The organism is Nocardiopsis codii, assembly GCF_036327455.1.
Classification (GTDB): Bacteria; Actinomycetota; Actinomycetes; order Streptosporangiales; family Streptosporangiaceae; genus Nocardiopsis; species Nocardiopsis codii.
Genome location: NZ_JAUZMY010000019.1, coordinates 110,821 through 133,599, shown reverse-complemented (window position 1 = coordinate 133,599; position 22,779 = coordinate 110,821). Strand labels below are relative to the sequence as shown.

Genomic DNA, 22,779 nt, shown 5'->3' with positions numbered 1-22,779 from the left:
TCTGAAGTGCTACGGAAGCCTGACCGAAACTCGGTGTCCGAGTCCGGCGCCGGGGGTCGGGGCTCCCGGTCGGCCGCCGCGCCGGGGGAGGTGGCGTGCGTCGGATGGGGACGGGCTCCACGGGGGCCGGTCGACGGGTCGGGCCTCGCGGAACGCCTGCGTGGCAAGGGTTTCCTGATTACTCAGAGTGCACTCGGTGATCGACTGGCTACAGTCTATGTCGATCCCTATCGGGCGTTATGCCCAGTTTCACGAGGCTTGATGTCGTACACAGGCGACATCAGGACTCGCACCTTTGTCACGTGCGAAAAGGCGCTCCGACGCGCCGAGAAACCTGGCGTACCAGGTTGGTGTCCGGCGTGGCGTGCCCCTGTCGGGGCTCTCAGATGACGACAGGGCGCCACCCGCTGTCCATGAAAGCCTTGGTGACCCATGACCCTCAGTTGGCGTGCTGGAGGGCGCGTACCGACCTCCAGCGCCGGGTGAGCCGCTCCCGCAGCTCCAGCACGCGCTGTCCGTCACCCTTCGCCAGGGCCTCGACCGCCCCGGACACCTCGGCCACCGACTGGTCCTCGCTCAGGTGGTCGTCGCTGAGCAGGTGGGGCAGGCCGCCGTAGTCCAGTTCCAGCAGGGAGTCGGGATGCGCCGTCAGGGAGAGCCAGTCCACCAGGTGCTCGGTGGAGGAGGACACCGCGTGCTCGCCGATGTGCTCCCGCAGGATCGCCACGGTGTGCTCCAGCCGCCGTTTCGCCAGCGACGTCCGTGTCAGGTACAGGAGCGTGCGCGTGGAGTTCGCCGACAGGACCAGGCAGCGCTCCCGGCCCTCGAACGGCACGAACCACGGAACCGGGATGGTCCAGTTGCTCGACAGGATGCCGGGACGCAGCGTCCCCCCGGAGTCCTGCCACTCCCGGTAGCCCTCCTCGGCCCGCTCCGCCTCGGGCTCCGGCACGAACGCCTCGCACATGGCCGCCGGCATCGACCCGCTGAACTCGGCGAAGGCCCGCCACGACCGCAGCCGCGTCTGCCACGGGCACACGTACAGGCGCTCGTCCACGCGGCGGAGGTAGGCGTCTCTGCTCTCCTCCTCCGGCGCCACCACGGGCGGCGTCGTGAGCAGGCGGTTCAGGCTCTCGCCGTGCTCCGCCGCCAGGGCGTTGACCCGGCGGGGCCTGCCGGGCGAGGACGAGTAGACCTCCCAGTACCGGCGATCGCTCGGGGGGAAGGCGTCGATCGGCTGGTAGACACGGAGGTAGGCGGTGTAGGGCAGCACGATCGAATCGTGGCACATATCGTTGCGTGTGGCACTCACCTCCGGAACGCCCTGGCGTGCGGACGATCCGTGCGCGCACCACATCCGTCACACCCGGGTGGCGTAGGCACGACGGGGGCCGACCAGGTACGGTTGGGTGTGTACGTAAGCTGACGCGTGTCGTCAGTCGCGTTTGACGGCCGTCAGCCCGATAGTGCGGGTTAGTAAGTGATCTCGGGTTCGTCGGAACCCAATCGTTGAGGGGGTCGAGCCAATGGGGCGCGGCCGAGCCAAGGCCAAGCAGCAGAAGGTCGCCCGGAAGCTCAAGTACAGCTCCGGTGGGACCGACCTTGATCGGCTGCGGTCGGAGCTGGGTGTCGCTGAGGACGAGGGGTCTCCCTCCGGGCCGTTGGGGCCGGACGAGTCCCACACGGATTCTCAGGACGATCTGGTCGACCGTTACGCGGATCTTGCCGACAAGTACTCGGACTCCGACAAGTAGTACGGAGTGGGCCGAGACTTCTGGTCGCTCGGGACGACAACCGCTGACCTGTAGCGGTTACGGCTTGCCCATGAGGAAGCCGTCGCGGACAGGTGGATATAGCCGGTGCGAACCACTGTGGTGGTTCGCACCGGCTATGTTCGCGTCCGTTTCTCACGCGTCCCGGTACTCACCGGTCAGGGCGGACTGCCCGGAACCGGCCGTCACCGTGCCCAGCCTCCAGGCCGGGACACCGCGGTCCGCGAGGACCTCCAGGGCGCGTGCGGCGTCGTCCGCCGCGACGATCGCCACCATGCCCACGCCCATGTTGAACGTGGCCTCCATGTCCTCGCGGCTCACACCGCCCTTGTCGGCGAGGTAGCCGAACACGGGGGCGGGCGCCCAGGTGGAACGGTCCAGTTCGGCGTCCAGATGGCCCGGCAGGGACCGGGACAGGTTCGCCGCCAGACCGCCGCCGGTGATGTGCGAGTAGGCGTGCACCTCCACCGCGCCGGTCAGCGCGACGCAGTCCTTGGCGTACACCCGCGTCGGGGTGAGCAGGACCTCGCCCAGGACCCCTCCCAGTTCGGGGACGTGGGCGAACAGGTCCAGGTCCGCCCGGTCCACGATGTGCCGGACCAGCGAGTAGCCGTTGGAGTGGGGGCCCGAGGAGGCCATCGCGATCACCGCGTCGCCCTCGCGGACCCGCTCCTGGCCGAGGATCGCGTCACCCTCGACCACACCGGTGCCCGCGCCGGCCAGGTCGTACTCGCCGGGCTCCATGGCGCCCGGGTGCTCGGCGGTCTCCCCGCCGATCAGCGAGCAGCCCGCCTGGTGGCAGCCCTCCGCGATGCCGCCGACGATCTCGGCGATGCGCTCGGGGACCACGGCGCCGCAGGCCACGTAGTCCGTCATGAACAGCGGCTCGGCGCCGCTCACCACGAGGTCGTCGACGACCATGCCGACCAGGTCGATGCCGATCGTGTCGTGCTTGTCCATCTGCTGGGCGAGCATGACCTTGGTGCCCACGCCGTCGGTGGAGGTCGCCAGGACCGGGTCCTTGTACTTGCCGACGTCCAGTCGGAAGAGGCCCGCGAAGCCGCTGGCGTCGGTGACCTGCTCCGGCCGGCGGGTGCGCGCCACGTGGCGCTTCATCAGGTCGACGGCGCGCTCACCGGCGGCGATGTCGACGCCCGCGGCCGCGTACGCGCCCGTCGCCCCTGTGCTGTCGGCTGCCACGCGAGATCTCCTCGTGCTGTGTTGCGGTGGTTGAGCTGCCCCGCGGCCCGTCTCCGGGCACGGCGGAGCGAACGCACGGCGGGCCGGACCGGCCCGCCGTGCGGTGGTTACTTGTCGCTGGTCGCCAGCGTCGAGCCCTCCGGGGTCCCGCAGGACTTCTCCAGCAGGAACTTGCCCCTGGAGTCGGCGTCGACCTCGATGGGGTACACCCCGTCGAAGCAGGCCCGGCACAGCTCGTTCTCGGGGACCTCGCTGGCCGCGACGAGCTCGTCGAGGCTCACGTAGGCGAGGGAGTCGGCGTTCACCGACGCGGCGATCTCGTCCACGCTGAGGTTCGCCGCGATGAGCTCGGCCCGTGTGGCGAAGTCGATGCCGTAGTAGCAGGGCCACAGGACCGGCGGGCTGGAGATGCGCACGTGCACCTCCGCGGCGCCCGCGTCGCGCAGCATCCTGACCAGGGCCCGCTGGGTGTTGCCGCGCACGATCGAGTCGTCCACGACCACCAGGCGGCGGCCCTGGATGACCTCGCGCAACGGGTTCAGCTTGAGCCGGATGCCCAGCTGGCGCAGGGTCTGGCTGGGCTGGATGAAGGTCCGGCCCACGTAGGAGTTCTTGACCAGGCCCTGGGCGAACGGGATGCCGCTCGCCTCGGCGTAGCCCACCGCGGCGGGCGTACCGGACTCCGGCACCGGGATGACCAGGTCGGCCTCCACCGGGTGCTGCCTGGCGAGCCGGCGGCCCACCTCGACACGCGTGGAGTTGACGTTGCGCCCGGCGATGGTGGTGTCCGGGCGGGCCAGGTAGACGTACTCGAACAGGCAGCCCTTGCGGCGGGCGGGAGCGAAACGGCGGGAGCGGACCCCGCGTTCGTCGATGGTGAGCAGTTCGCCCGGCTCGATCTCGCGGACGACGGTGGCGCCCACGATGTCGAGTGCGGCCGTCTCACTGGCGACGACCCAGCCGCCCGCGCCCGAGGTCTCGCCGAGGCGGCCGAGCACGAACGGGCGGATGCCCTGCGGGTCACGCGCCGCGTACAGGGTGTTCTCGTCCATGAACACCAGGGAGAAAGCGCCCTTGACCTTGGGAAGCAGCTCCATGGCGGCTTCTTCCACGGAACTCCCGCGCTTGGCCTGGTCGGCCAGCAGGTTGGTCAGGACCTCGGTGTCGGTGGTCGCGCCGCGGCGGGTGTCCGGCAGCATCGCGGCCAGTTCCGGGGTGTTGATCAGGTTGCCGTTGTGGCCGAGCGCCAGACCCCCCTCACGGGCGGTGTAGAAGGTCGGCTGGGCGTTCTCCCACACCGGTGACCCGGTGGTGGAGTAACGGCAGTGGCCGATCGCGAGGTGGCCTCTCAGGGAGTCCAGGGTCGCCTCGTTGAAGACCTGGGAGACGAGTCCCATGTCCTTGTAGACGACGATCCGTTCCCCGTCGCTCAGTGCGATGCCCGCGGATTCCTGGCCGCGGTGTTGCAGAGCGTAGAGACCGAAGTAGGTGAGCTTGCTGACTTCTTCGCCGGGTGCCCAGACCCCAAATACACCGCAGGCGTCCTGCGGGCCGCGTTCGAGCGGATCGAGGTCCATGGAGAGCCGGCCGTCGGAGTACGACACACGCACAGCTTAGTGCCTGCCTGTCAGCCCGGCACCACCCGGGGAGGGGCCGACCAGAGGGGCAGGTGTCCGGACAGGTCCGAGCGGGCCCCGCTCGCCTGCACCAGGTGCTCGGAAACCGCCTGTTCCCAGGGGGTGTGGCCGGTCACCAGGCGCAGCCAGGTGAACGGTTCCGTCTCCACGACCCCGGGCGGGGTGCCACGGGTGTGACGCGGGCCCTCGATCACCTGTACGGCCCCGTACGGGGGGACGCGCACCTCCAGGCTGTGCCCCGGCGCGCGGTCGGACAGCACCGCGAGCGTGCCCCGCACCGCGGCCTTGACGGCGGCCCTCAGAGGCTCCTCGGCACGCAGCACCGCCTGGGCGCACGCGGCGACGGCCGCCTCGTCCCCGCCCTCGAAGGGGGCCTCTCCCAGGGCGGAGAGCTGTTCGTCCAGTGACTCGCGGAGGCGCCGGGCGGCGCTCGCGCTCAGAGCGGATGGCATGGGAAGAAGCCTAGGGGGCGGCAGTGACGCGAATCCGGGATCATCGGAAGTGTGAACCCGGGAGGTACTTGTCATAACGGCTGAATGGACCGAAGGTGGACATCACGCAACGCCGACGGAGCTGTCCGTCGGTCTCCGCTCGATCGGGTGATTCCTGTCTCAGCGCACCGCTGGCCAGCGGGGGCGGGACACGGTAGCGTCCCGAACCGTTCCGGTGTCGCCGAGATTGAGAGGATTGCGACGGAACCTGTGCCCCAGGCAGTTCCACGCGCCGACGCCAGGAGATGAACGATGGGTGACCGGTCCCACAGCTGCCCATCCTCCCGCGCCCCGGACCCCTGCCACGCTGCGCAGCCGCGCTGGACCAGCTGTCCGGCACGCTTAACATCCACGAAGGAACACCACCGCACCATCGGGAGAACGACGTGCGCCTGCGCTTGCGCCCGCGTGATGACAGCTACTACGAGATGTTCACCGATTCGGCCAACAACCTGGTCATCGGTGCCCGCCTGCTGGTGGAGCTGATGAGTGACGGCGCCGACAGGGAGGCCATCACCGAGAAGATGCGCGCCTGCGAGCACGCGGGTGACGACGCCACCCACGCGATCATGCGCCGCCTGAACAAGAGCACGGCGACGCCGATCCACCGGGAGGACATCTACCGGCTGGCCTCGAACCTGGACGACGTCATGGACTCCATGGACGCCGCCGTCGACCTCATCGGCCTCTACGGCCTGGAGCGCCTTCCGAAGGGGATCATCGACCAGATCGAGGTGCTCGAACGCGCAGCCGAGCTGACGGCCGAGGCGATGCCCCGGCTCCGCTCCCTGGAGGACCTGACCCGGTACTGGATCGAGATCAACCAGCTGGAGAACCAGGCCGACCGCATCTACCGCAAACTCCTGGCCCACCTGTTCAGCGGGGAGTACGACGCCCTGACGGTCCTCAAGCTCAAGGACGTCATCGAGGAGCTGGAGACCGCCGCCGACGCGTTCGAGCACGTCGCGAACACGGTGGAGACCATCGTCGTCAAGAACGGCTGACCCCGCCCCTCGGGCCCCGCACCCGAGCGTCCCCCGCCCCCGGCCCCCGGCCCCCCGCGTACGCGCTCTCCGTCGTTCCCGCCCTCCGGAGCCCCGCTCCGGCCCTTCGGCGTCCCCGCGGTCCCGCCGGGCGCCCCGGCCAGGGGTCCGGCGCCCACGACGGCCCCAGCCGCTCCCCGCGCATCCGCCCGTCCGCTCCGGGACCCGAACCGCCGGTCCCGGAGCGCCCGTCCCCGACCGCGTCGCCGGCGGGCGCTGCCCCCGCCGGCCGGCCGTGTACCGCCCGGCCCCGAGGCCGGGCGGTGTCACCGGGCGGTGACCGCGCTGGTACCGGTGTTCGCCCCGGTGTCGGGCGCCGGAGCGCAGGTCCCGTTCACACCTCCTTGTGGAGGATCAGGTGCTCGTGGTGGAGCACCCCGTCCCGGATGTCGCCCGTGGCGGTGAAACCCGTGTCGTCCACGTAGTCGATGTGGTCGCCCGTCACCGTGTAGCTGCCGGTGTACGCGCTGCGCCTCGCCCCGCGCGCCTCGTCGTACCTGCCGTCGGAGCGCAGCTCCTGCCGGATGTGGCCGTCCGCCGTCGTCCACATGCCCACCACGTCCGGTCGCGGTTCCCCGCCCGTGCTTCCCGTCCCCGCCGTACTCGCTGCCACTTGCCCCTGCCTCCTCCGTGATCGGTCGCCACCGAGTCTGCGGGGCCGCACCCGCGGCGCACAGGACGTGCCGTGCCAGGGAGTCCCACACCCAGGCAGCCCGCCGCCCTCCGGCGTAACCTGACCGCATGAGCGGCAACGACCTCGGAGACCTCCTGCGGGCGCACCGGGCACGGATCCGACCGGAAGACGCCGGAGTTCCCTCCTACGGCCCGCGCAGGGTCGAGGGGCTCCGTCGCGAGGAGGTGGCGGTGCTCGCGGGCATGAGCAGCGACTACTACGCCCGCCTGGAGCAGGGGCGGGAACGCAACCCCTCGGCGCAGGTCCTCGACGCCGTCAGCGGGGTCCTGAGGCTCGACGACGACACCCGCGACCACCTGTACCGACTGGCGGGCACGGTGCCCGACGACGCGCGTCGCCGCGAGGTGGTGGAGACGGTCACCCCGGAGCTGCGGCAGCTGCTGGACGGGTACCCGAACACACCGGCGTTCGTGCTCAACCCCGCACTGGACCTCCTGGCCGCCAACGCGCTGGCCGGGGCGCTGTTCTCGCCGTTCGAGCGGGCGGACAACCTGGCCCGGATGACCTTCCTCGACCCGGCGGCGCGCACCTTCCACGCGAGGTGGGAGCGGGCCGCCCGCACGACCGCGGCGGGTCTTCGCCACGCGGTGGGGCTCGATCCGCACCACCCCGGGCTCACGTCCCTGGTCAGGGAGCTGATCGAGGGGAGCGGGGACTTCGCCGAACTCTGGAGGACCCACACCGTGCGCGGCAAGACCAGCAACGCCAAGGAGTTCGTCCACCCGGACGTCGGGGCCCTCTCGCTGGTCTACCAGGCCTTCGACGTGCGCGGGGCGCGGGGGCAGCAGCTCGTCATCTACCACGCCGAGCCGGGGAGCCGGAGCGCGCAGGCACTGGCGCTCCTGGGCACCAGCGACGCGACGCGGCGGCGGGCCGAGGCGTAGGAGGGCGGTGGAGGGCCCTGCCGGGGCCTACAGCCCGGTGATCTTCCTGGGCGGGGAGGTGGGCCGGGACAGCACCTCGACGACGTACTCGAAGAACCCTTCGGCGTCGATCTCCTCGACCACCGTCGCGTTGGGCTCCAGCCCGTGCACGCCCCAGGACATGGCCGAGTAGCCGCGGGTCAGCTCCCCGGCGGTCTCCACGTCCACGTGGTAGCGCCCGGAGCGGCGCACCAGGTCCGGGCGGAGCAGGACGGCGGCGGTCAGCGAGTCGGGATGGGTGGTGCCGTCGATCCCGACCTTCCGGTCGAACTCCAGCGTGGCGGAGCACACCCGGACGAAGAAGTCGGCCAGCGGCGTGCCGATCGCGGCGACGGCGTCCAGCCGCTCCTGGCCGAACACCGCCTGGCGCAGCGTCAGCGGGTCCCACGGGACCACCGTGACGTCGAAGCCCGCCTCGAAGACGGCCTTCGCGGCCTCGGGGTCCACGTAGAAGTTGAACTCGGCTGCGGCCGTGATGTTGCCGCGCCCGTTGTTGGAGCCGCCCATGACGTACAGGGTGCGCACGTTGCGGACGAAGTCCGGGTCCTTGACGACCGCCATCGCGATGTTGGTCAGCGGGCCGATCGCCACCACGGACAGCTCGCCGGGGTTCTCGGCGGCCAGCCGGACCAGGGCGTCGACCGCGTGCTCGGCCTCGGGCTCCAGGCCGGACCGGTCCATGGACAGCCCGCCCGACCCGTCGCCGTGGACGTTCTCCGCGCTCACCCACGCGCGTGTCAGCGGACGGCGGCATCCGAGGTAGACGGGTACCTCGCCCGGGCGCCCGGCCACGTTGAGGGTGAGGAAGGCGTTGCGCACCTGCTGGTCGAAGCCGACGTTCCCGGCGACCATGGTGATGGCGCGCAGATCCGCTCCGGGGTCCAGCAGCCCGACGAGGAGCGCGACGCAGTCGTCCTGCGCGGTGTCGGTGTCGATCACCAGGGGTGTGGTCACGCCTTCTTCTCCTTCGGGTCCCGCACGGGGCGGGGAACGGGCAGCGGCCGGGTCGGCCTCGAAGCGCAGCACCGGACCATCGCCGTGCGTTGCCCAGCCCAGGGCACTCTTTAGCCGAATCGCCCACACCATCGCCGGGCGATGCCCAGGTCAGCGCAGGGCGCGTGGCTCCTTAGCCGAATCGGCCACACCATCGCCGGGCGATGCCCAGGTCAGCGCAGGGCGCGTGGCTCCTTAGCCGAATCGGCCACACCATCGCCGGGCGTCGGGAAAGTGGCTCCTTAGCCGAATCGCCCGGTGATATAGTTCTCGGTCTCCTTCTTGTCCGGCCGCGTGAACATCTGGTTGGTCTCGCCCATCTCGATGAGCTTGCCGGGCTTGCCGGGAGCCGACAGGTTGAAGAACGCGGTCCGGTCGGACACGCGCGCCGCCTGCTGCATGTTGTGGGTGACGATGACGATCGTGTAGTCCTCCTTCAGCTTGTGAATGAGGTCCTCGATCGCCAGGGTCGAGATCGGGTCCAGCGCGGAGCACGGCTCGTCCATCAGCAGCACGGACGGCTTCACGGCCGTCGCACGGGCGATGCACAGGCGCTGCTGCTGACCGCCGGAGAGGCCCGAACCGGGCTTGTTCAGCCGGTCCTTGACCTCCTCCCAGAGGTTCGCGCCGCGCAGCGACTGCTCCACCAGTTCGTCGGCCTCGGACCGGCTCATCCGGCGGTTGTTGAGGCGGGCGCCGGCGATGACGTTGTCGTAGATCGACATGGTCGGGAACGGGTTGGCCTTCTGGAAGACCATGCCGACCTCGCTGCGCACCATGACGGGGTCCACGTCGTGACCGTAGACGTCCAGGTCGTCGAGGAGGACCTTGCCCTCGGCGCGGGCGCCCGGGGTCACCTCGTGCATCCGGTTGAGGGTCCGCAGGAAGGTGGACTTGCCGCAGCCGGACGACCCGATGAACGCCGTCACCGACCGCGGCTCGATGGTCATCGACACGTCCTCGACGGCCTTGAAGTCGCCGTAGTAGACGTTGAGGCCGGAGACGTCGATTCGTTTCGCCACTGGATGTTCCTCGTCAGTCTGCTCCACGCGCGGGACGTGGGCGGTTGGTGTAGGGATCAACGGGCCTTCGGCGCGAACAGGCGGCCGATCATGCGGGCCAGGAAGAACAGCAGCATGACCACGAGGATCAGCGTCAGCGCCGCGGCCCAGGCCCTCTCGTAGTTGACGGCGCCGCCCATGCGGACCTGTGAGTAGATGAACACCGGGAGGCTCATCATCTGCCCGTCGAACAGGTTCCAGTTGATCGACACCGCGGACGACCCCGCGGTGAGGATCAGCGGTGCCGTCTCTCCGATAACGCGCGCGATGGCGAGCATGATTCCGGTGGTCAGACCGGCCGCCGAGGTGGGGAGCACCACCTTGGTGATGGTCCGCCACTTGGGCACGCCCAGGGCGTACGACGCCTCGCGCAGGTCCTGCGGCACCAGCCGCAGCATCTCCTCGCTGGACCGGACCACGACCGGGATCATCAGCACGGCGAGGGCGATCGCGCCGGCGGCGCCGTTGGTCGCCCCCGGACCGAACAGGATGATCCACAGCGCCACCACGAACAGTCCGGCGACGATCGACGGGATGCCCGTCATGACGTCGACGAAGAACATGATGGTCCGCTTCATGCGGCCCTCGGCGTACTCGACCAGGTACACGGCGGTCATCACGCCGATCGGCACCGAGATGAGCGTGGCCATGCCGGTGATCGCGAGGGTGCCCACGATCGCGTGGTAGGCGCCGCCCGCGTCCATGCTCGGCAGGACGCCGTTCATGGACACCGACAGGAAGTAGGGGTCGAACCGGGCGAAGCCGTTGCCGAGCACGGTCCAGAGCACCGACACCAGCGGCAGCATCGCGAGCAGGAAGCAGCCGTAGACCAGTGAGGTGACCAGACGGTCCCTGGCCTTGCGTCCGCCCTCGACACGCGCGGAGGCGGTCACGACGAACACCACGTAGGCGACGGCGGTGAGCAGCCCCCACAGGACGAACCCGAAGGAGGAGAAGGCCAGCAGGACGCCCGCCACGACGGCGGCGGTGGCGGCGAGCAGGGCCACCGGGAAGCGGTTGGGCAGTGAGCCGCGGCGCAGGGCCGACGAGGCGGGGCCCATCTCGGGGCCGGGCGGTGGCGTGGTCGTCAGGCTCATCAGGACTCCTTGTTCCCACGCGCCACGACGTAGCGTGCGCCCATGTTGACAACCAGGGTGATCGCGAACAGCACCAGGCCTGCGGCGATCAGCGCGGACACGCCGTAGCCGGTGGCCTCGGGGTACTGGAGCGCGATGTGCCCGGCGATGGTCTGGTTACCGCTCTGGAGCAGGTTCCAGGAGATGGCGAGGGAGGGGGAGAGGATCATGGCGACGGCCATGGTCTCGCCGAGGGCGCGCCCCATGCCGAGCATGGCGCCGCCGACGATGCCGGACTTGCCGAACGGCAGGACGGCGAGGCGGATCATCTCCCAGCGGGTGGCGCCCATGGCCAGCGCTGCCTCGCGGTGCCCCTGGGGCACCTGGTGGAAGACGTCGCGGGACATCGCGGTGATGATCGGCAGGATCATCACGGCCAGGACGATACCGGCGGTCAGGATGGTCCGCGCCGAGGTGGAGGCGGGGCCCGCGAACAGGGGGATCCAGCCGAGGTACCGGGTCATGCCCTCGTACACCGGCACGAGCTGGGGGGCGAGGAAGCCGATGCCCCACAGGCCGTACACGACGCTGGGGATGGCGGCGAGCAGGTCGACCAGGTAGCCCAGCAGGGAGGCCAGCTTGCGGGGCGCGTAGTAGACGATGAAGAGCGCGATCCCGATCGCCACCGGGGTGGCCAGGAGGAGCGCGATCGCGGCGGCGAGCACGGTGCCGAAGGCCAGGGCGGCGACGCCGAACGCGGGCGACTCGCGGACGTTGGCCTCCCACGCCTGGGAGGTCAGGAAGTTCGCGGTGTTGGCGGCCAGGGACGGCCAGGCCTGAACGATCAGAAAGGCGGCGACACCGGCGAGGATCAGCAGGATCAGGATGCCCGAGCCTCGGGCGGTGCCGGCGAAAACGACGTCGCCCATCCGGCGCTTGCCCGTGGGCGGCGGTGCCGCCTTGGGCGCGTCCGTGGTCGTCATGGATTGGCTCCGGTTCGGAAGGGTTGCAGTGCGGGTCGCCGGGGTGGCGCGGTGTGCACCGGACACCCCCGTGTACGCCTGTTCTCGTTGTTCCGGGCGGGTCCCGGCGCTCCCCGTGCGGGGGAGTCTCCCCCGCAGGGGGCCGTCGTGCCCCGCGTCTGGCCTTCCGGCGGCCGCGATCCCACGGCCACCGTGCGCGAAATGGTCGTCCCGCGCCGATTGTGAAGGTAGGCGTAGGAGGTGACCAGTTGTCCCAGAGAAGGTGAACGGGGGATGAACGAGGCGTCGCACTACCGTGGCGGTAGGGGGATTGCCCGGTGAATGTGATCAGCCGCACGTCAGGCGGAGGAGTGCCCCTTCCCGGGCGGCGCGTACATCACGTCGGTGTCCCACATGCCGAACCCGAGTGACTCGTACAGCCGCACGGCGGCCTCGTTGTCACCGTCCACGTAGAGGTGGACCCAGGGCAGCCCCGCGTCGCGCAGGTGCTGGAGACCGGCCAGCGTCAGCGTCCGTCCCAGGCCGCTGCCCTGCCAGGACGGGACGACGCCGACCGCGTAGACCTCGCCGACGGGTTCGCCGTCGGTGAGACCGGCGCCGTCGGCGTGGGTCTTGGTCCAGTGGAACGCGGCGACCTTGCCGTCCTTGGTGGTGGCGAGGAAGAAGCCGCGGGGGTCGAACCAGTCCTCGATCTCGCGCTGGAGCAGGTCGTCCAGGGTGAGCTGGCCCTGCTCGGGGTGGTCGGCGAACGCCAGCGCGTTGGCGGCCAGCCACGCCTCCTCGTCCTGGCCGACGACGAACTCCCGCACCCGCACGCTGTCGGCCACGTCGCTCCGGAGCACCGGCTCGGGGAGCTCGGGCGCCTCCCAGGGGCCTCCCGCCTCGCCGGCCGGGATGTCGTGCAGAGGCATCCGCATCTTGTGCAGCGCGCGGACGGCGGTCCAGCCGTCGCCCTCCGCGACGGAGACGGCCTGCGGGGTGCGCCCGTGGGCCCACACCCGGACCCCGTCGGGGCCCGCGTCCCGGTCGACGGAGCGGAGCAGGGCGGTGCCGTGCCCCCGGCCCCGGTGCGCGGGGTCGACGACGACCTCGCCGGAGTCGGGTTCTCCGGGGACGCGTTCGACGAGGGCGAAACCGACCACGCGGTCGTCCTCGGTGATGACGTGGAAGCGGCTGCTCCCGGAGGGCGCGCCGTGGCGGACACGGAGCAGGGTGTGCTCGGACAGCGGTGCGACGCCGTCCTCGCTGCGCGCGGATTCGGCGAGTGTCAGGACCTGGTCGGCCAGGCCGGAGGCCAGATCATCGGTGACTAGCGGGGTGCTCATGGACCGAAAGCCTACGACGGAGGGGCCGTAAAGATTCTGTCAGCCTCGCACAGTGAGGCTTTTGTCCTGGTGCGAGGCCTGGTCCGCGGTCGACTCTCCTCGGGGCGCCGGCGTGGCGCCCGGCGGGCGGTCCCCGGTGCCGTGACAGGCTCCCCGGAGCCCGGCCGGCGGCGCGGCCCCGGACACGGAGCGGGGGCGCCCGGGGACACGTCCCCGGGCGCCCCCGGCGTGTGGGAGGGGCCTCGCGCGGCCCGCAGGCTCACCCCTTGCGGCGCTTGCCCTGGTATCCGCCGCCGACGCGGACGCGGCGCACGGGCGCGAGCGGTGCGGCGAGCAGCAGTGCGAGGAGGAGCGCCGCGAGCAGGACCGCCGGGGCCATGTTCGGCCCCATGTCGCCGTGGTCCGCGGCCACCTCGGTCTCGTCGATGCCGTCGTCGGACTGCGGGGAGACCAGGGGCAGTTCGGCGAGGTCCTCCGAACCGGGCGCGACCTCGGGCAGGTCGGCGTCGTTGCGCGGCAGGGTCGGGATGTCGGCGCCGGTGGTGGGCACGTCGCCCACCCCGCCGCGGGGCGAACCGGAGCCGGCGGACGGGCTGTTCGAGCCGCGGTCGCGGTTGTCGCTCCCACCGCCGCCACCGGGGGTCCGGGTGGGGCTCGGGCTGGAGGTCGGCGTGGGCCGGTCCGACGGGGTCCCGGTCGGTTCCTCGGTCGGCTCCTCGCTGGGTTCCTCGGTCGGGTCCTCGGTGGGGGACGGTGTGGGGTCGGGCGAGGGGCCCGGCTTGGCCACGGACACCGCCCACGTCCCTGTGGAGACGGTGTGGAGTTCGGGGGACCGCAGGACGGAGCAGTCCACACCCTCCACCGCCAACGCGTAGGTCAGGGTCGCGACGACGTCGGTGGACACGCGGGGGGCGCCGGTGACGACGCCCGCCGACGCGGACTCCCCGGGCGCGACCTCCTGGCGCGCGAAACCGGAGGAGACGAAGCCCCGGCCCTGGACCTCCAGGTCGACCAGGCACACGGCGGAGGCGCCGTCGTTGGTCGCGGTGACCGTGTTGGGCGGGGCGGGCCTGCCCAGCTCCACCTCGCTGGCGCCGTTCTGGAACGCGACGACGGCGGACGGCACGGGGGAGGGGCTCTCGGGGGCGGTCGGATCCGCGTACGCCGGGGACATCACGGCGACGAGGCTGGAACCGACGAAGGCGGCGCCGAGGACGAAACCCGCACGACGGCGTCCGGGTGTGAGCGGGAAACCTGCGGCGGTCAGGGGCATCGGGGCGATTCACTCCTCAGGGTGGCGCGCCAAGGCTGCTTCGGCCGCACCCGGCCGCGAGGCGTTCGCCGCGCCTGACCATCCCCGGGGTTCGGGTGCTCCACGATCTTAGGACCTGCGGCCACGGAAAACGAGTGTCCGAGTGACGCCGTTACGTCATCTCTCAGGAAGGGTTTCCGGTCACGGCCCGGGGACGACTCCGGGGCGCCATACGCGGGTGCGCGGCGCCCCGGGGTGTTCACGGCCGTGGTGTCCCGGCGTTCCTGTGCGGAGCTACTTGGTGCTGGGTTCGGCGGTCCGGGCCGCGGGCAGCGGCTCGGCGGCCTCGGCCGACGGCGCGGGCGCCTTGGCGACCGGGTCGGGGACGAAGCGGTAGCCGACGTTGCGCACGGTGCCGATCAGCGACTCGTACTCCGAGCCGAGCTTGGCGCGCAGGCGCCGGACGTGGACGTCGATGGTGCGGGTGCCGCCGAAGTAGTCGTAGCCCCACACCTCCTGGAGCAGCTGGGCGCGGGTGAACACCCGGCCGGGGTGCTGCGCCAGGAACTTGAGGAGCTCGAACTCCTTGAAGGTGAGGTCGAGGATGCGTCCCCTCAGTCGGGCGATGTAGGTGGCCTCGTCGATCACGAGGTCGCCCCGGCGGATCTCGTCGGGGTCGTCGGTCCCGGCCTCGGCGGAGCCGACGGCGAGCCGGAGCCGTGCCTCGACCTCCGCGGGTCCCGCCGTGGCCAGGATGAAGTCGTGGACCTGCCAGTCCGGTGTGAGCGCCGCGACGCCGCCCTCGGTGAGGACCACGAGCAGCGGGCACTCCAGTCCTGTGGTGTCGAGCAGGCGGCAGAAGTTACGGGCCGCGGCGAGGTCGGTTCTGGCGTCGACCAGAATGGCGTCGACGGGCGCGTTCGCGTTGCCGCCGGCTCCTGACGCCAGCAGGGCTCCGGCCTCCGCGGGAGCCACCCGCACGGAGTGCAGGAGGAGTCCGAGGGCCGGCAGCACGTGGTCGGACGGTTCGTTGGAGTTCGTCAACAGCAGCAGATGGCTCATGCGTCTCTTCTCGTCAACCCGCGCTATGCGGACGATCGAAGGCGCCATTGCCCCCGGTGAAGATTTGTTTAATATGTCGCCTCCGAGCAACACCAAGGATAATCAATAGATGGCGAAGTGCACTATCAGGTACTGGGCAGCGGCCAAGGAAGCGGCCGGAACTGCGGAGGAACGCGTCGAGGCGGACACCCTCGCCGAGGCCCTCGAAGCGGCGTGTCGCCTCCACCCCGACGACCGCTTCCTGCGCGTACTCGGGGCTTCGTCGCTCCTGGTGGACGAGCGGCCGGTCGGGGCGCGGCCCCATGCCGGGGTCGCGGTCTCGGACGGGACTGTGATCGAGGTCCTACCGCCCTTCGCGGGCGGGTGAGGTGTCCGACAGCCGGAGGGAATCAGGAGGAAACATGACGGAAACCCCTGAGTGGGCGGGCCGTGCGCGCGTGGTGATGCTCGGCAGGGCCGGATGCCACCTGTGCGAGGACGCGTGGCGGACGATCGGGCACGTCGCGGACGAGATCGGCGCGAGCCGCGCGGAGGTGGATCTCGACGGGGTGGGCGAGGCCGACCGCGAGGAGTACTGGGACAAGATCCCGGTCACGTTCGTGGACGGGCGGCGCCACGACTTCTGGCGCGTCCAGGAGGGGCGGCTGCGCGCGGCGCTCGGGGGCTGAACGGTCGGGTCCGAGGGGTGGAAACCGCCGGTTCCGACCACAAATCCTCACACCGGTTCCATTCCGGGTGTCCTGAACCGGTGAGCGCGCACCCTTCTTTTCCGCCGGTCCCGGAGTTCCCCGCGCGTGGGAACTTCTGTTCCCGGTGTCACAGCGGACCCCACTTTGTGCGTGCTTTCACAAGCACGTAATCTAGGTCCACCGACCTGTCGGGAGCACCATCGCGCGTACCCCGAAGCCGGGCGGCGCGCGACCGGCCCCGCTCCCGGTGCCCCGCTTCCCGTCCGCACCGACCGCCGCTCAGGAGCACCCGCCTGTGATCAGTCGTCCACCACGGCCCCGGGACAGGGGTATCCCGGAGGCCACCGTCGCCCGGCTCCCCATCTACCTGCGTGCGCTCCAGTCACTCGAGGACCGCGGCACCCTCACCGTCTCCTCGGAGGACCTCGCCTCCGCGGCCGGCGTCAACTCGGCGAAGCTCCGCAAGGACCTGTCCCACCTCGGCTCCTACGGGACCCGGGGGGTCGGCTACGAGGTCCAGTACCTCGTCTACCAGATCTCACGTGAGCTTGGTCTCACCCAGGACTGGGCCGTCGCGATCGTCGGCATAGGAAACCTCGGCCGCGCACTGGCCAACTACGGGGGTTTCGGTACCCGCGGCTTCCGGATCGCGGCCCTCCTCGACGCCGACCCCGACATGGTCGGGCAGAACGTTGCGTCCCTGGACGTGAGGCATATTGACAACCTGGAGGAAGTCGTCCGTTCCAAGGGCGTTTCCATAGGAGTCATCACCACGCCCGGGGCCTCGGCCCAGGGCGTCGCCACCCGCTTCGTCGAGGCGGGGGTGAGCAGCATCCTCAACTTCGCGCCGGTCGTCCTCAGTGTGCCGGACGGGGTCGATGTGCGTAAGGTCGACTTGTCCATCGAACTCCAGATCCTGGCCTTCCACGCGCAGCGCAGGGCGGACGGCGACGGCCGTGCCCCGGAGAGGGCGGGACTGGAACTGACATGAGACGTGTTCCGGTCCGAGGGACCGGTGGGAGCGGTGGGCGAAGAGCGAGCGTGCGCCGCGTTCCGGGGGGTTGGCCGCGGGGGTCGGCCGACGTGCCGGAGCATAGAGAGACGCTGAGTCGTGCCTGCATAGGAGAATGCGGATGAGTGTCCTGGCCGTGGGGTTGAGCCACCGGAGTTCGCCGGTGGCGCTTCTCGAACGCGTCGCGCTGAACGGGGAGACGCGCACCAAGGCGGTCGGTGAGATGGTCGGCTCCGACTCCGTCAACGAGGTCATGGTGGTCTCCACCTGCAACCGGACGGAGGTCTACGCCGACGTCGAGGCCTTCCACGGCGGGGTGGCCGCGATCACCGAACTGCTCTCCTGGCACAGCGGAGTCCCCCTCGGGGAACTCTCCGAACACCTCTACGTGCACTACGAGGACCGCGCCGTCCAGCACCTGTTCTCGGTCACGTGCGGCCTGGACTCGATGGTCGTCGGCGAGGGCCAGATCCTCGGCCAGGTGCGCGACGCCCTCAAGGAGGGGCAGGACACCGGCTCCGTCGGCCGCGTCCTCAACGACCTCGGCCAGCGCGCCCTGCGTGTGGGCAAGCGCGCCCACACCGAGACCCACCTGGACCACGCGGGCGCCGACATGGTGAGCTTCGGCCTCACCGTCGCGGCCCGCGACCTGGGCCTCGGACCGACAGGGGCGGACGAGACCACCGCCGACCAGACCGTCCCCGCCGTGGGCACGGTGCCGCCCGTCGGCTGCCCCATGTCCGCGTCCCCCGGTGACACCGGCGACGCCCCCGGGCTCGCCCGGCCCTCCCACGGCCCCCTCACCGGCCTGCGCGTCCTGGTCCTCGGCGCGGGCTCCATGAGCGCGCTGTCCGCCAACACCGTCTCCCGGCAGGGCGCGGGGACCGTCGTCGTCGCCAACCGCACCCCCGAGCGCGCCGCACGCCTCGCCGAGTGCCTCACCGAGGCCTACGACACCGTCGGCGCCCGGTCCGTGCCCTTCGCCGACGCCGCCGGGGTCCTCGCCGACGTCGACCTCGTCATCTCCTGCACCGGAGCCCAGGGCCTCGTCCTCACCGCCGACTCCGTCGCCGCGGCGACCGCGGGCCGCACCCGGCCCCTGGTCTTCCTCGACCTCGCCCTCCCCCGCGACATCGACCCCGCCGTGCGCGACCTGCCCGGTGTGCGCCTCGTCGACATCGAGGACCTGCGCCAGGCCGCCGCCACCGGCGCAGTCGGCGGTGCCGGCGAGCGCTCCAGCGCCCTCACCCTCGTACGCGGGATCGTCGACGAGGAGGTCACCGAGTTCCGCACGGTCCGCCGCGCGAACCAGGTCACCCCCACCGTCGTCGCCCTGCGCTCCCAGGCCAGGGACGTCGTCGAGGCCGAGCTGTCCCGCCTCCACGGCCGTCTGCCCGACGACATCGACGACCGCACCCGGGAGGAGATCACCCGCGCGATGCGCCGCGTCGCCGACAAGCTCCTCCACCGCCCCACGGTGCGCGTCAAGGAACTGGCAGCCGCACCCGACGGGGAGTCCTACGAGGCGGCCCTGCGGCAACTCTTCGACCTCGACCCCAAGACGCCGGAGGCACTGACCGTGTCCGGCGGTCCCAGCACCGCGGCGCGGTCCGCACAGGAGAAGGCATGACGGGCATCCCCGCCAAACTCGGCACGCGTCGCAGCACCATGGCGACCAGCCAGTCCCGGATGGTCGCGGACGCGATCACCGAGCGCACCGGCCAGGCCATCGAACTGGAGCTGATCACCAGCTTCGGAGACGTCACCAAGGCCCACCTGACCCAGCTCGGCGGGACCGGCGTGTTCGTCAACGCCCTGCGCGACGAACTCGTCGCGGGCACCATCGACTTCGCCGTCCACTCCCTCAAGGACCTGCCCACGGCTCCCGCCGACGGGCTCGTCCTCGCCGCCATCCCCGAACGCGACGACCCCCGCGACGCCCTGTGCGCCCGCGACGGCCTCGCGTTCGCCGACCTGCCCGCCGGGGCCAGGGTCGGCACCGGCTCCCCGCGCCGCGTCGCCCAGCTCGCCGCCCTCCGCCCGGACCTCACCTACCTGCCCATCCGCGGCAACGCGGAGACGCGCCTGGGCAAGGTCACCTCCGGTGAGCTCGACGCCGTCGTCCTCGCCTACGCCGGTCTCGGCCGAGTCGGCCGGACCGACGACGTCACCGACGTCTTCGAGCCCGAGCAGATGCTGCCCGCCCCCGGCCAGGGGGCCCTCGCCGTCGAGTGCTCCGTCGAGCGCCGTGACGGCGACCTCGCCTACCTCGCCACCGTGGACCACCCCGCCACCCGGGCCGCCGTCGTCGCCGAGCGGACCGTCCTCTCCGAGCTGGAGGCGGGGTGCGCCGCCCCCGTCGGCGCGTACGCCGAGTACGACGCCGGGACGGGCAGCCTGCGCCTGCGCGCGGCCGTCGTCTCCACCGACGGGGCCACCTCCGTGCGCCGCGAGCGCACCGCCGACCTCGCCTCGCCCGGGGACCTGGACGCCGCCACCGCGCTCGGCCGCGACCTGGCACGCCAGATGATCGACGAGGGCGCCGACCGCATCGTCGCCGAGGCCTTCGCTGAGAGGGACACACCCTGACCAGGAGTCGACGGCGGGGCGCCCCGGCCGGACCCCGCCGCACACGCCGGCACCCCGGAGAACTCCGCGCACAGGGACGCCGGCGACCACACAGAGGAGCCAGTACGTGAACGCCAACGCCAACTCCCAGCCGGAGGAGCCCCGCGCCACCACCCGGCCCGGGCACGTCGCCCTGGTCGGGACCGGTCCGGGCGGCGCCGATCTGCTGACCCTGCGCGGCGCGGAGCTGCTGAGCCGCGCCGACGTGGTCATCACCCTGCGGGAGCCCGCGGCCGAGGAGCTCGCCGGCTTCCGCGAGGAGCTCCTCTCCCACTGCTCCCCCGACGTCTCCGTCATCCAGGCACACGAGTGCGGCGGCGACGTCAACGCCCTGGCGGTCTCCCGCGCCCGCGAGGGGCAGAGGGTCGTACGCCTCTACTCGGGCGACCCGTTCTTCGGCTGCCGCGGCGCCGACCTCGTCGCCGCCTGCGAGGAGGCGGGTGTGGAGGCCGAGGTCGCCCCCGGCGTCTCCTCCGTCACCTCCGTCGCCACCTTCGCGGGCATCCCGCTGATGGGCGACGCCGGCGCCGAGGTGCGGATCCTCAACGCCCGCCCGCACGGCACGGCCGAGGTCGACTGGAACGAGGCCGCCGCGAGCGACGCCACCCTGATCATCATGGGCGGCGACGCCCCCGCGGACGAGGCGCCCGAACACCGGGGCCCCGGCCTCGACGTGCTGTGCAAGACCCTCGTCGCGGGCGGCCGGCCGACCAGCACGCCCGTCTCCGTGGTGCGCGCGGGCGGGACCACACGGCAGACCACCGTCACCTCCACCCTGGCCCGCCTGGTCGCCGACCTGAAGGCCAAGGACGCCAAGAACCACCACGCGACCGCGCCGGCGCTCATGATCGTCGGCCCCGCGGCCGCCCGCAGACCCGAGCTGTCCTGGTACGAGGGCCGCCCGCTGTTCGGCTGGCGCGTCCTGGTCCCCCGCACCAAGGAGCAGGCCGCCGCCCTGTCCGAGCAGCTGCAGGGCTACGGCGCGGTGCCCGAGGAGGTGCCCACCATCTCGGTGGAGCCGCCGCGCACCCCCCAGCAGATGGAGCGCGCCGTCCGAGGGCTGGTGACCGGCCGCTACCAGTGGGTCGCGTTCACCTCCGTCAACGCGGTCAGGGCGATCCGCGAGCGGCTGGAGTCCTACGGCCTCGACGCGCGCGCGTTCGCCGGGGTCAAGGTCGCGGTCGTGGGGGAGGCCACCGCCGACGCGGTGCGCGAGTTCGGCATCCAACCCGACCTGACACCGCCCGAGGACGCCCAGTCCAGCGCGGGCCTGGTGTCGGTGTGGCCGCCCTACGACGACGAGATCGACCCCATCGAGCGGGTCCTCCTGCCCCGCGCGGACATCGCCACCGACACCCTCGTAGCCGGGCTGACCGACCTCGGCTGGGAGACCGACGACGTCACCGCGTACCGCACGGTGCGCGCCGCGCCCCCGCCCGCACCCGTCCGTGAGGCGATCAAGGGCGGCGGCTTCGACGCGGTGCTGTTCACGTCCTCCTCCACGGTGCGCAACCTGGTGGGGATCGCGGGCAAGCCGCACAACACCACCGTCATCGCGGTGATCGGCCCGGAAACGGAGCGGACCGCCGTCGAGTTCGGCCTGCGCGTCGACGTGGTGGCGCCCAAAGCCTCGGTTTCGGCCCTCGCCCGGGCCCTCTCGGAGTACGGTGCCGCCAGGAGCCGTGAAGCCGTCGAGTCCGGCAAGCCCGTCCTCAAGCCCAGCCAGAAGCGCCGCGGACGCCGACGCAAGCTCTAGGCGCCCGTGCCCGCTCCGTCCACGAGACCGGGCGCGGAGCGGACCGGGCGCTTCCCGGGCCCCGGGAAGCGCCCGACCCGCCGGCGTCCGCGGTTCGATCCGCCCACGCGGGCGGACGCTCCGGGAGCCCGGCCCCAGACCACACGTCCACCACGCGAACCCACATCCGGGAGCCCCGCATTGACCGCCTCCAACGACGCCGCCTTCCCCGCCGCCCGTCCCCGCCGCCTGCGCCGTGGACCGGCGCTGCGTCGACTGGTCGCCGAGACCCGGGTGCTCCCGCAGAACCTCGTCCTGCCGATGTTCGTCAAGGAGGGGATCACCGAACCCGTGGCGATCTCCTCGATGCCGGGTCAGGTGCAGCACACGCGTGACAGCCTGCGCAAGGCTGCCCACGAGGCCGCCGCGGCGGGGGTCGGCGGACTCATGCTGTTCGGCATCCCCGCGCACAAGGACGAGCGCGGCTCGGGCGCCGACGACCCCGACGGGATCGTCCAGGTCGCCCTGCGCGACCTGGCGGCCGAGGTCGGCGACGACCTCGTGGTCATGGCCGACCTGTGCCTGTGCGAGTACACCTCGCACGGCCACTGCGGACCGCTGGAGACCGGCGGGAACGTCGACAACGACCTCACCCTGGAGCGCTACGCGTCCGTCGCCGCAGCCCAGGCCGAGGCCGGGGCGGCCGTCGTGGCGCCCAGCGGGATGATGGACGGCCAGGTCGCGGCCATCCGGGCCGGGCTGGACCGGGCCGGGTTCCACCAGGTCCCGATCCTGGCCTACGCCGCCAAGTACGCCTCGGCCTTCTACGGGCCCTTCCGGGAGGCGGCCGAGGGCGCACCGCAGTTCGGTGACCGCTCCGGCTACCAGCAGGATCCCGCCAACGCCCGCGAGGCCCTGCGCGAGGTCGCCCTGGACGTCGCCGAGGGCGCCGACATGGTCATGGTCAAACCGGGGCTGGCCTACCTCGACATCGTCGCCAAGGTCGCGGAGTCGTCCCCGGTACCCGTGTCGGCGTACCAGGTCAGCGGCGAGTACGCGATGATCGAGGCAGCCGCCGAGCGCGGCTGGATCGACCGCGAGCGGGCCATCGTCGAGACCCTGACCTCCTACCGGCGGGCGGGCGCGGAACAGATCCTCACGTACTGGGCCACCGAGGCCGCCCTCCTTCTGCGGTAACGCGAC

The 22,779-nt window shown here is 71.7% G+C and carries 22 protein-coding genes; 10 read left to right on the top strand and 12 right to left on the bottom strand.

From position 1 onward, the window contains the following. Window positions 1–439: 439 nt before the first annotated feature. Window positions 440–1,273, bottom strand: coding sequence for a hypothetical protein (locus Q8791_RS19565; protein WP_330093191.1), 834 nt, complete (start codon window positions 1,271–1,273; stop codon window positions 440–442). Between the two features lie 253 nt (window positions 1,274–1,526). Between Q8791_RS19565 and Q8791_RS19560 the strand changes: the two genes are divergently transcribed. Further along, window positions 1,527–1,754, top strand: a complete 228-nt coding sequence (locus tag Q8791_RS19560) for a DUF3073 domain-containing protein (RefSeq protein WP_267947744.1) — start codon at window positions 1,527–1,529, stop codon at window positions 1,752–1,754. A gap of 153 nt (window positions 1,755–1,907) precedes the next feature. Here the strand turns inward: Q8791_RS19560 and purM are convergent, their stop codons facing one another. The 3 genes from purM to Q8791_RS19545 form a co-directional block, all read right to left on the bottom strand. Next, the gene (purM, locus tag Q8791_RS19555; protein WP_330093190.1) at window positions 1,908–2,972 is read right to left on the bottom strand and encodes a phosphoribosylformylglycinamidine cyclo-ligase; all 1,065 of its coding nucleotides are present in this window, start codon (window positions 2,970–2,972) and stop codon (window positions 1,908–1,910) included. A 107-nt stretch (window positions 2,973–3,079) separates the two neighbouring features. After that, complete coding sequence (gene purF / locus Q8791_RS19550) at window positions 3,080–4,576, bottom strand: amidophosphoribosyltransferase (protein ID WP_330093189.1); 1,497 nt, start codon at window positions 4,574–4,576, stop codon at window positions 3,080–3,082. Window positions 4,577–4,599: 23 nt separating this feature from the next. Next, window positions 4,600–5,061, bottom strand: a complete 462-nt coding sequence (locus Q8791_RS19545; protein ID WP_330093188.1) for a sterol carrier family protein — start codon at window positions 5,059–5,061, stop codon at window positions 4,600–4,602. Window positions 5,062–5,486: 425 nt separating this feature from the next. Between Q8791_RS19545 and Q8791_RS19540 the strand changes: the two genes are divergently transcribed. Further along, window positions 5,487–6,104 (top strand): DUF47 domain-containing protein, encoded by a 618-nt coding sequence (locus Q8791_RS19540; RefSeq protein ID WP_330093187.1) that lies wholly within the window; start codon window positions 5,487–5,489, stop codon window positions 6,102–6,104. A 373-nt stretch (window positions 6,105–6,477) separates the two neighbouring features. Here the strand turns inward: Q8791_RS19540 and Q8791_RS19535 are convergent, their stop codons facing one another. Then, window positions 6,478–6,756 carry an Atu4866 domain-containing protein gene (locus tag Q8791_RS19535; protein WP_330093186.1) on the bottom strand — a complete coding sequence of 93 codons (279 nt, stop codon included), beginning with the start codon at window positions 6,754–6,756 and terminating at the stop codon, window positions 6,478–6,480. A 128-nt stretch (window positions 6,757–6,884) separates the two neighbouring features. On the opposite strand from Q8791_RS19535, the gene Q8791_RS19530 reads away from it, so the two are divergent. Beyond that, window positions 6,885–7,721: a helix-turn-helix transcriptional regulator gene (locus tag Q8791_RS19530; protein WP_330093185.1), complete on the top strand. Its 837-nt coding sequence runs from the start codon at window positions 6,885–6,887 to the stop codon at window positions 7,719–7,721. Window positions 7,722–7,748: 27 nt separating this feature from the next. On the opposite strand, the gene Q8791_RS19525 is transcribed toward Q8791_RS19530, so the two are convergent. From Q8791_RS19525 to Q8791_RS19495, 7 genes are all read right to left on the bottom strand, one after another. Further along, window positions 7,749–8,714 (bottom strand): nucleoside hydrolase, encoded by a 966-nt coding sequence (locus tag Q8791_RS19525; RefSeq protein ID WP_330093184.1) that lies wholly within the window; start codon window positions 8,712–8,714, stop codon window positions 7,749–7,751. 281 nt (window positions 8,715–8,995) lie between these two features. Then, window positions 8,996–9,775, bottom strand: coding sequence for a phosphate ABC transporter ATP-binding protein PstB (gene pstB / locus Q8791_RS19520; RefSeq protein ID WP_330093183.1), 780 nt, complete (start codon window positions 9,773–9,775; stop codon window positions 8,996–8,998). 56 nt (window positions 9,776–9,831) lie between these two features. Beyond that, complete coding sequence (gene pstA, locus Q8791_RS19515; protein WP_330093182.1) at window positions 9,832–10,911, bottom strand: phosphate ABC transporter permease PstA; 1,080 nt, start codon at window positions 10,909–10,911, stop codon at window positions 9,832–9,834. Next, window positions 10,911–11,873 carry a phosphate ABC transporter permease subunit PstC gene (gene pstC / locus Q8791_RS19510; protein WP_330093181.1) on the bottom strand — a complete coding sequence of 321 codons (963 nt, stop codon included), beginning with the start codon at window positions 11,871–11,873 and terminating at the stop codon, window positions 10,911–10,913. The genes pstA and pstC overlap by 1 nt, the downstream gene beginning before the upstream one ends. A 338-nt stretch (window positions 11,874–12,211) precedes the next feature. Continuing rightward, complete coding sequence (mshD, locus tag Q8791_RS19505) at window positions 12,212–13,198, bottom strand: mycothiol synthase (protein ID WP_330093180.1); 987 nt, start codon at window positions 13,196–13,198, stop codon at window positions 12,212–12,214. 259 nt (window positions 13,199–13,457) lie between these two features. Then, window positions 13,458–14,471, bottom strand: a complete 1,014-nt coding sequence (locus Q8791_RS19500) for a hypothetical protein (RefSeq protein ID WP_330093179.1) — start codon at window positions 14,469–14,471, stop codon at window positions 13,458–13,460. A gap of 273 nt (window positions 14,472–14,744) precedes the next feature. Beyond that, on the bottom strand, window positions 14,745–15,512 hold the full coding sequence (locus Q8791_RS19495; RefSeq protein WP_330093178.1) for a winged helix-turn-helix transcriptional regulator: 768 nt from the start codon (window positions 15,510–15,512) through the stop codon (window positions 14,745–14,747). Between the two features lie 109 nt (window positions 15,513–15,621). On the opposite strand from Q8791_RS19495, the gene Q8791_RS19490 reads away from it, so the two are divergent. The 7 genes from Q8791_RS19490 to hemB all read left to right on the top strand — a co-directional run bounded on the left by Q8791_RS19490 (window position 15,622) and on the right by hemB (window position 22,773). Beyond that, window positions 15,622–15,879: a MoaD/ThiS family protein gene (locus tag Q8791_RS19490; RefSeq protein ID WP_330093177.1), complete on the top strand. Its 258-nt coding sequence runs from the start codon at window positions 15,622–15,624 to the stop codon at window positions 15,877–15,879. A gap of 34 nt (window positions 15,880–15,913) precedes the next feature. Beyond that, entirely contained in the window at window positions 15,914–16,180 is a 267-nt protein-coding gene (locus Q8791_RS19485) for a glutaredoxin family protein (protein ID WP_330093176.1), read from the top strand. A gap of 316 nt (window positions 16,181–16,496) precedes the next feature. After that, window positions 16,497–17,192, top strand: a complete 696-nt coding sequence (locus Q8791_RS19480) for a redox-sensing transcriptional repressor Rex (protein WP_330093175.1) — start codon at window positions 16,497–16,499, stop codon at window positions 17,190–17,192. Between the two features lie 142 nt (window positions 17,193–17,334). Next, complete coding sequence (locus Q8791_RS19475) at window positions 17,335–18,843, top strand: glutamyl-tRNA reductase (RefSeq protein ID WP_330093174.1); 1,509 nt, start codon at window positions 17,335–17,337, stop codon at window positions 18,841–18,843. Continuing rightward, complete coding sequence (gene hemC / locus Q8791_RS19470) at window positions 18,840–19,802, top strand: hydroxymethylbilane synthase (RefSeq protein WP_330093173.1); 963 nt, start codon at window positions 18,840–18,842, stop codon at window positions 19,800–19,802. The genes Q8791_RS19475 and hemC overlap by 4 nt, the downstream gene beginning before the upstream one ends. Before the next feature lie 106 nt (window positions 19,803–19,908). Next, window positions 19,909–21,597, top strand: a complete 1,689-nt coding sequence (locus tag Q8791_RS19465) for a bifunctional uroporphyrinogen-III C-methyltransferase/uroporphyrinogen-III synthase (RefSeq protein ID WP_330093172.1) — start codon at window positions 19,909–19,911, stop codon at window positions 21,595–21,597. A 180-nt stretch (window positions 21,598–21,777) separates the two neighbouring features. Beyond that, entirely contained in the window at window positions 21,778–22,773 is a 996-nt protein-coding gene (gene hemB, locus Q8791_RS19460; protein ID WP_330093171.1) for a porphobilinogen synthase, read from the top strand. Window positions 22,774–22,779 lie beyond the last annotated feature (6 nt).

Coding starts and splice junctions, on each gene's coding strand:
- Q8791_RS19560 (WP_267947744.1), top strand. CDS start 1,527: ATGGGGCGCGGCCGAGCCAAGGCCAAGCAGCAGAAGGTCGCCCGGAAG.
- Q8791_RS19545 (WP_330093188.1), bottom strand. CDS start 5,061: ATGCCATCCGCTCTGAGCGCGAGCGCCGCCCGGCGCCTCCGCGAGTCA.
- Q8791_RS19530 (WP_330093185.1), top strand. CDS start 6,885: ATGAGCGGCAACGACCTCGGAGACCTCCTGCGGGCGCACCGGGCACGG.
- pstA (WP_330093182.1), bottom strand. CDS start 10,911: ATGAGCCTGACGACCACGCCACCGCCCGGCCCCGAGATGGGCCCCGCC.
- pstC (WP_330093181.1), bottom strand. CDS start 11,873: ATGACGACCACGGACGCGCCCAAGGCGGCACCGCCGCCCACGGGCAAG.
- mshD (WP_330093180.1), bottom strand. CDS start 13,198: ATGAGCACCCCGCTAGTCACCGATGATCTGGCCTCCGGCCTGGCCGAC.
- Q8791_RS19500 (WP_330093179.1), bottom strand. CDS start 14,471: ATGCCCCTGACCGCCGCAGGTTTCCCGCTCACACCCGGACGCCGTCGT.
- Q8791_RS19495 (WP_330093178.1), bottom strand. CDS start 15,512: ATGAGCCATCTGCTGCTGTTGACGAACTCCAACGAACCGTCCGACCAC.
- Q8791_RS19490 (WP_330093177.1), top strand. CDS start 15,622: ATGGCGAAGTGCACTATCAGGTACTGGGCAGCGGCCAAGGAAGCGGCC.
- Q8791_RS19485 (WP_330093176.1), top strand. CDS start 15,914: ATGACGGAAACCCCTGAGTGGGCGGGCCGTGCGCGCGTGGTGATGCTC.
- Q8791_RS19475 (WP_330093174.1), top strand. CDS start 17,335: ATGAGTGTCCTGGCCGTGGGGTTGAGCCACCGGAGTTCGCCGGTGGCG.
- hemC (WP_330093173.1), top strand. CDS start 18,840: ATGACGGGCATCCCCGCCAAACTCGGCACGCGTCGCAGCACCATGGCG.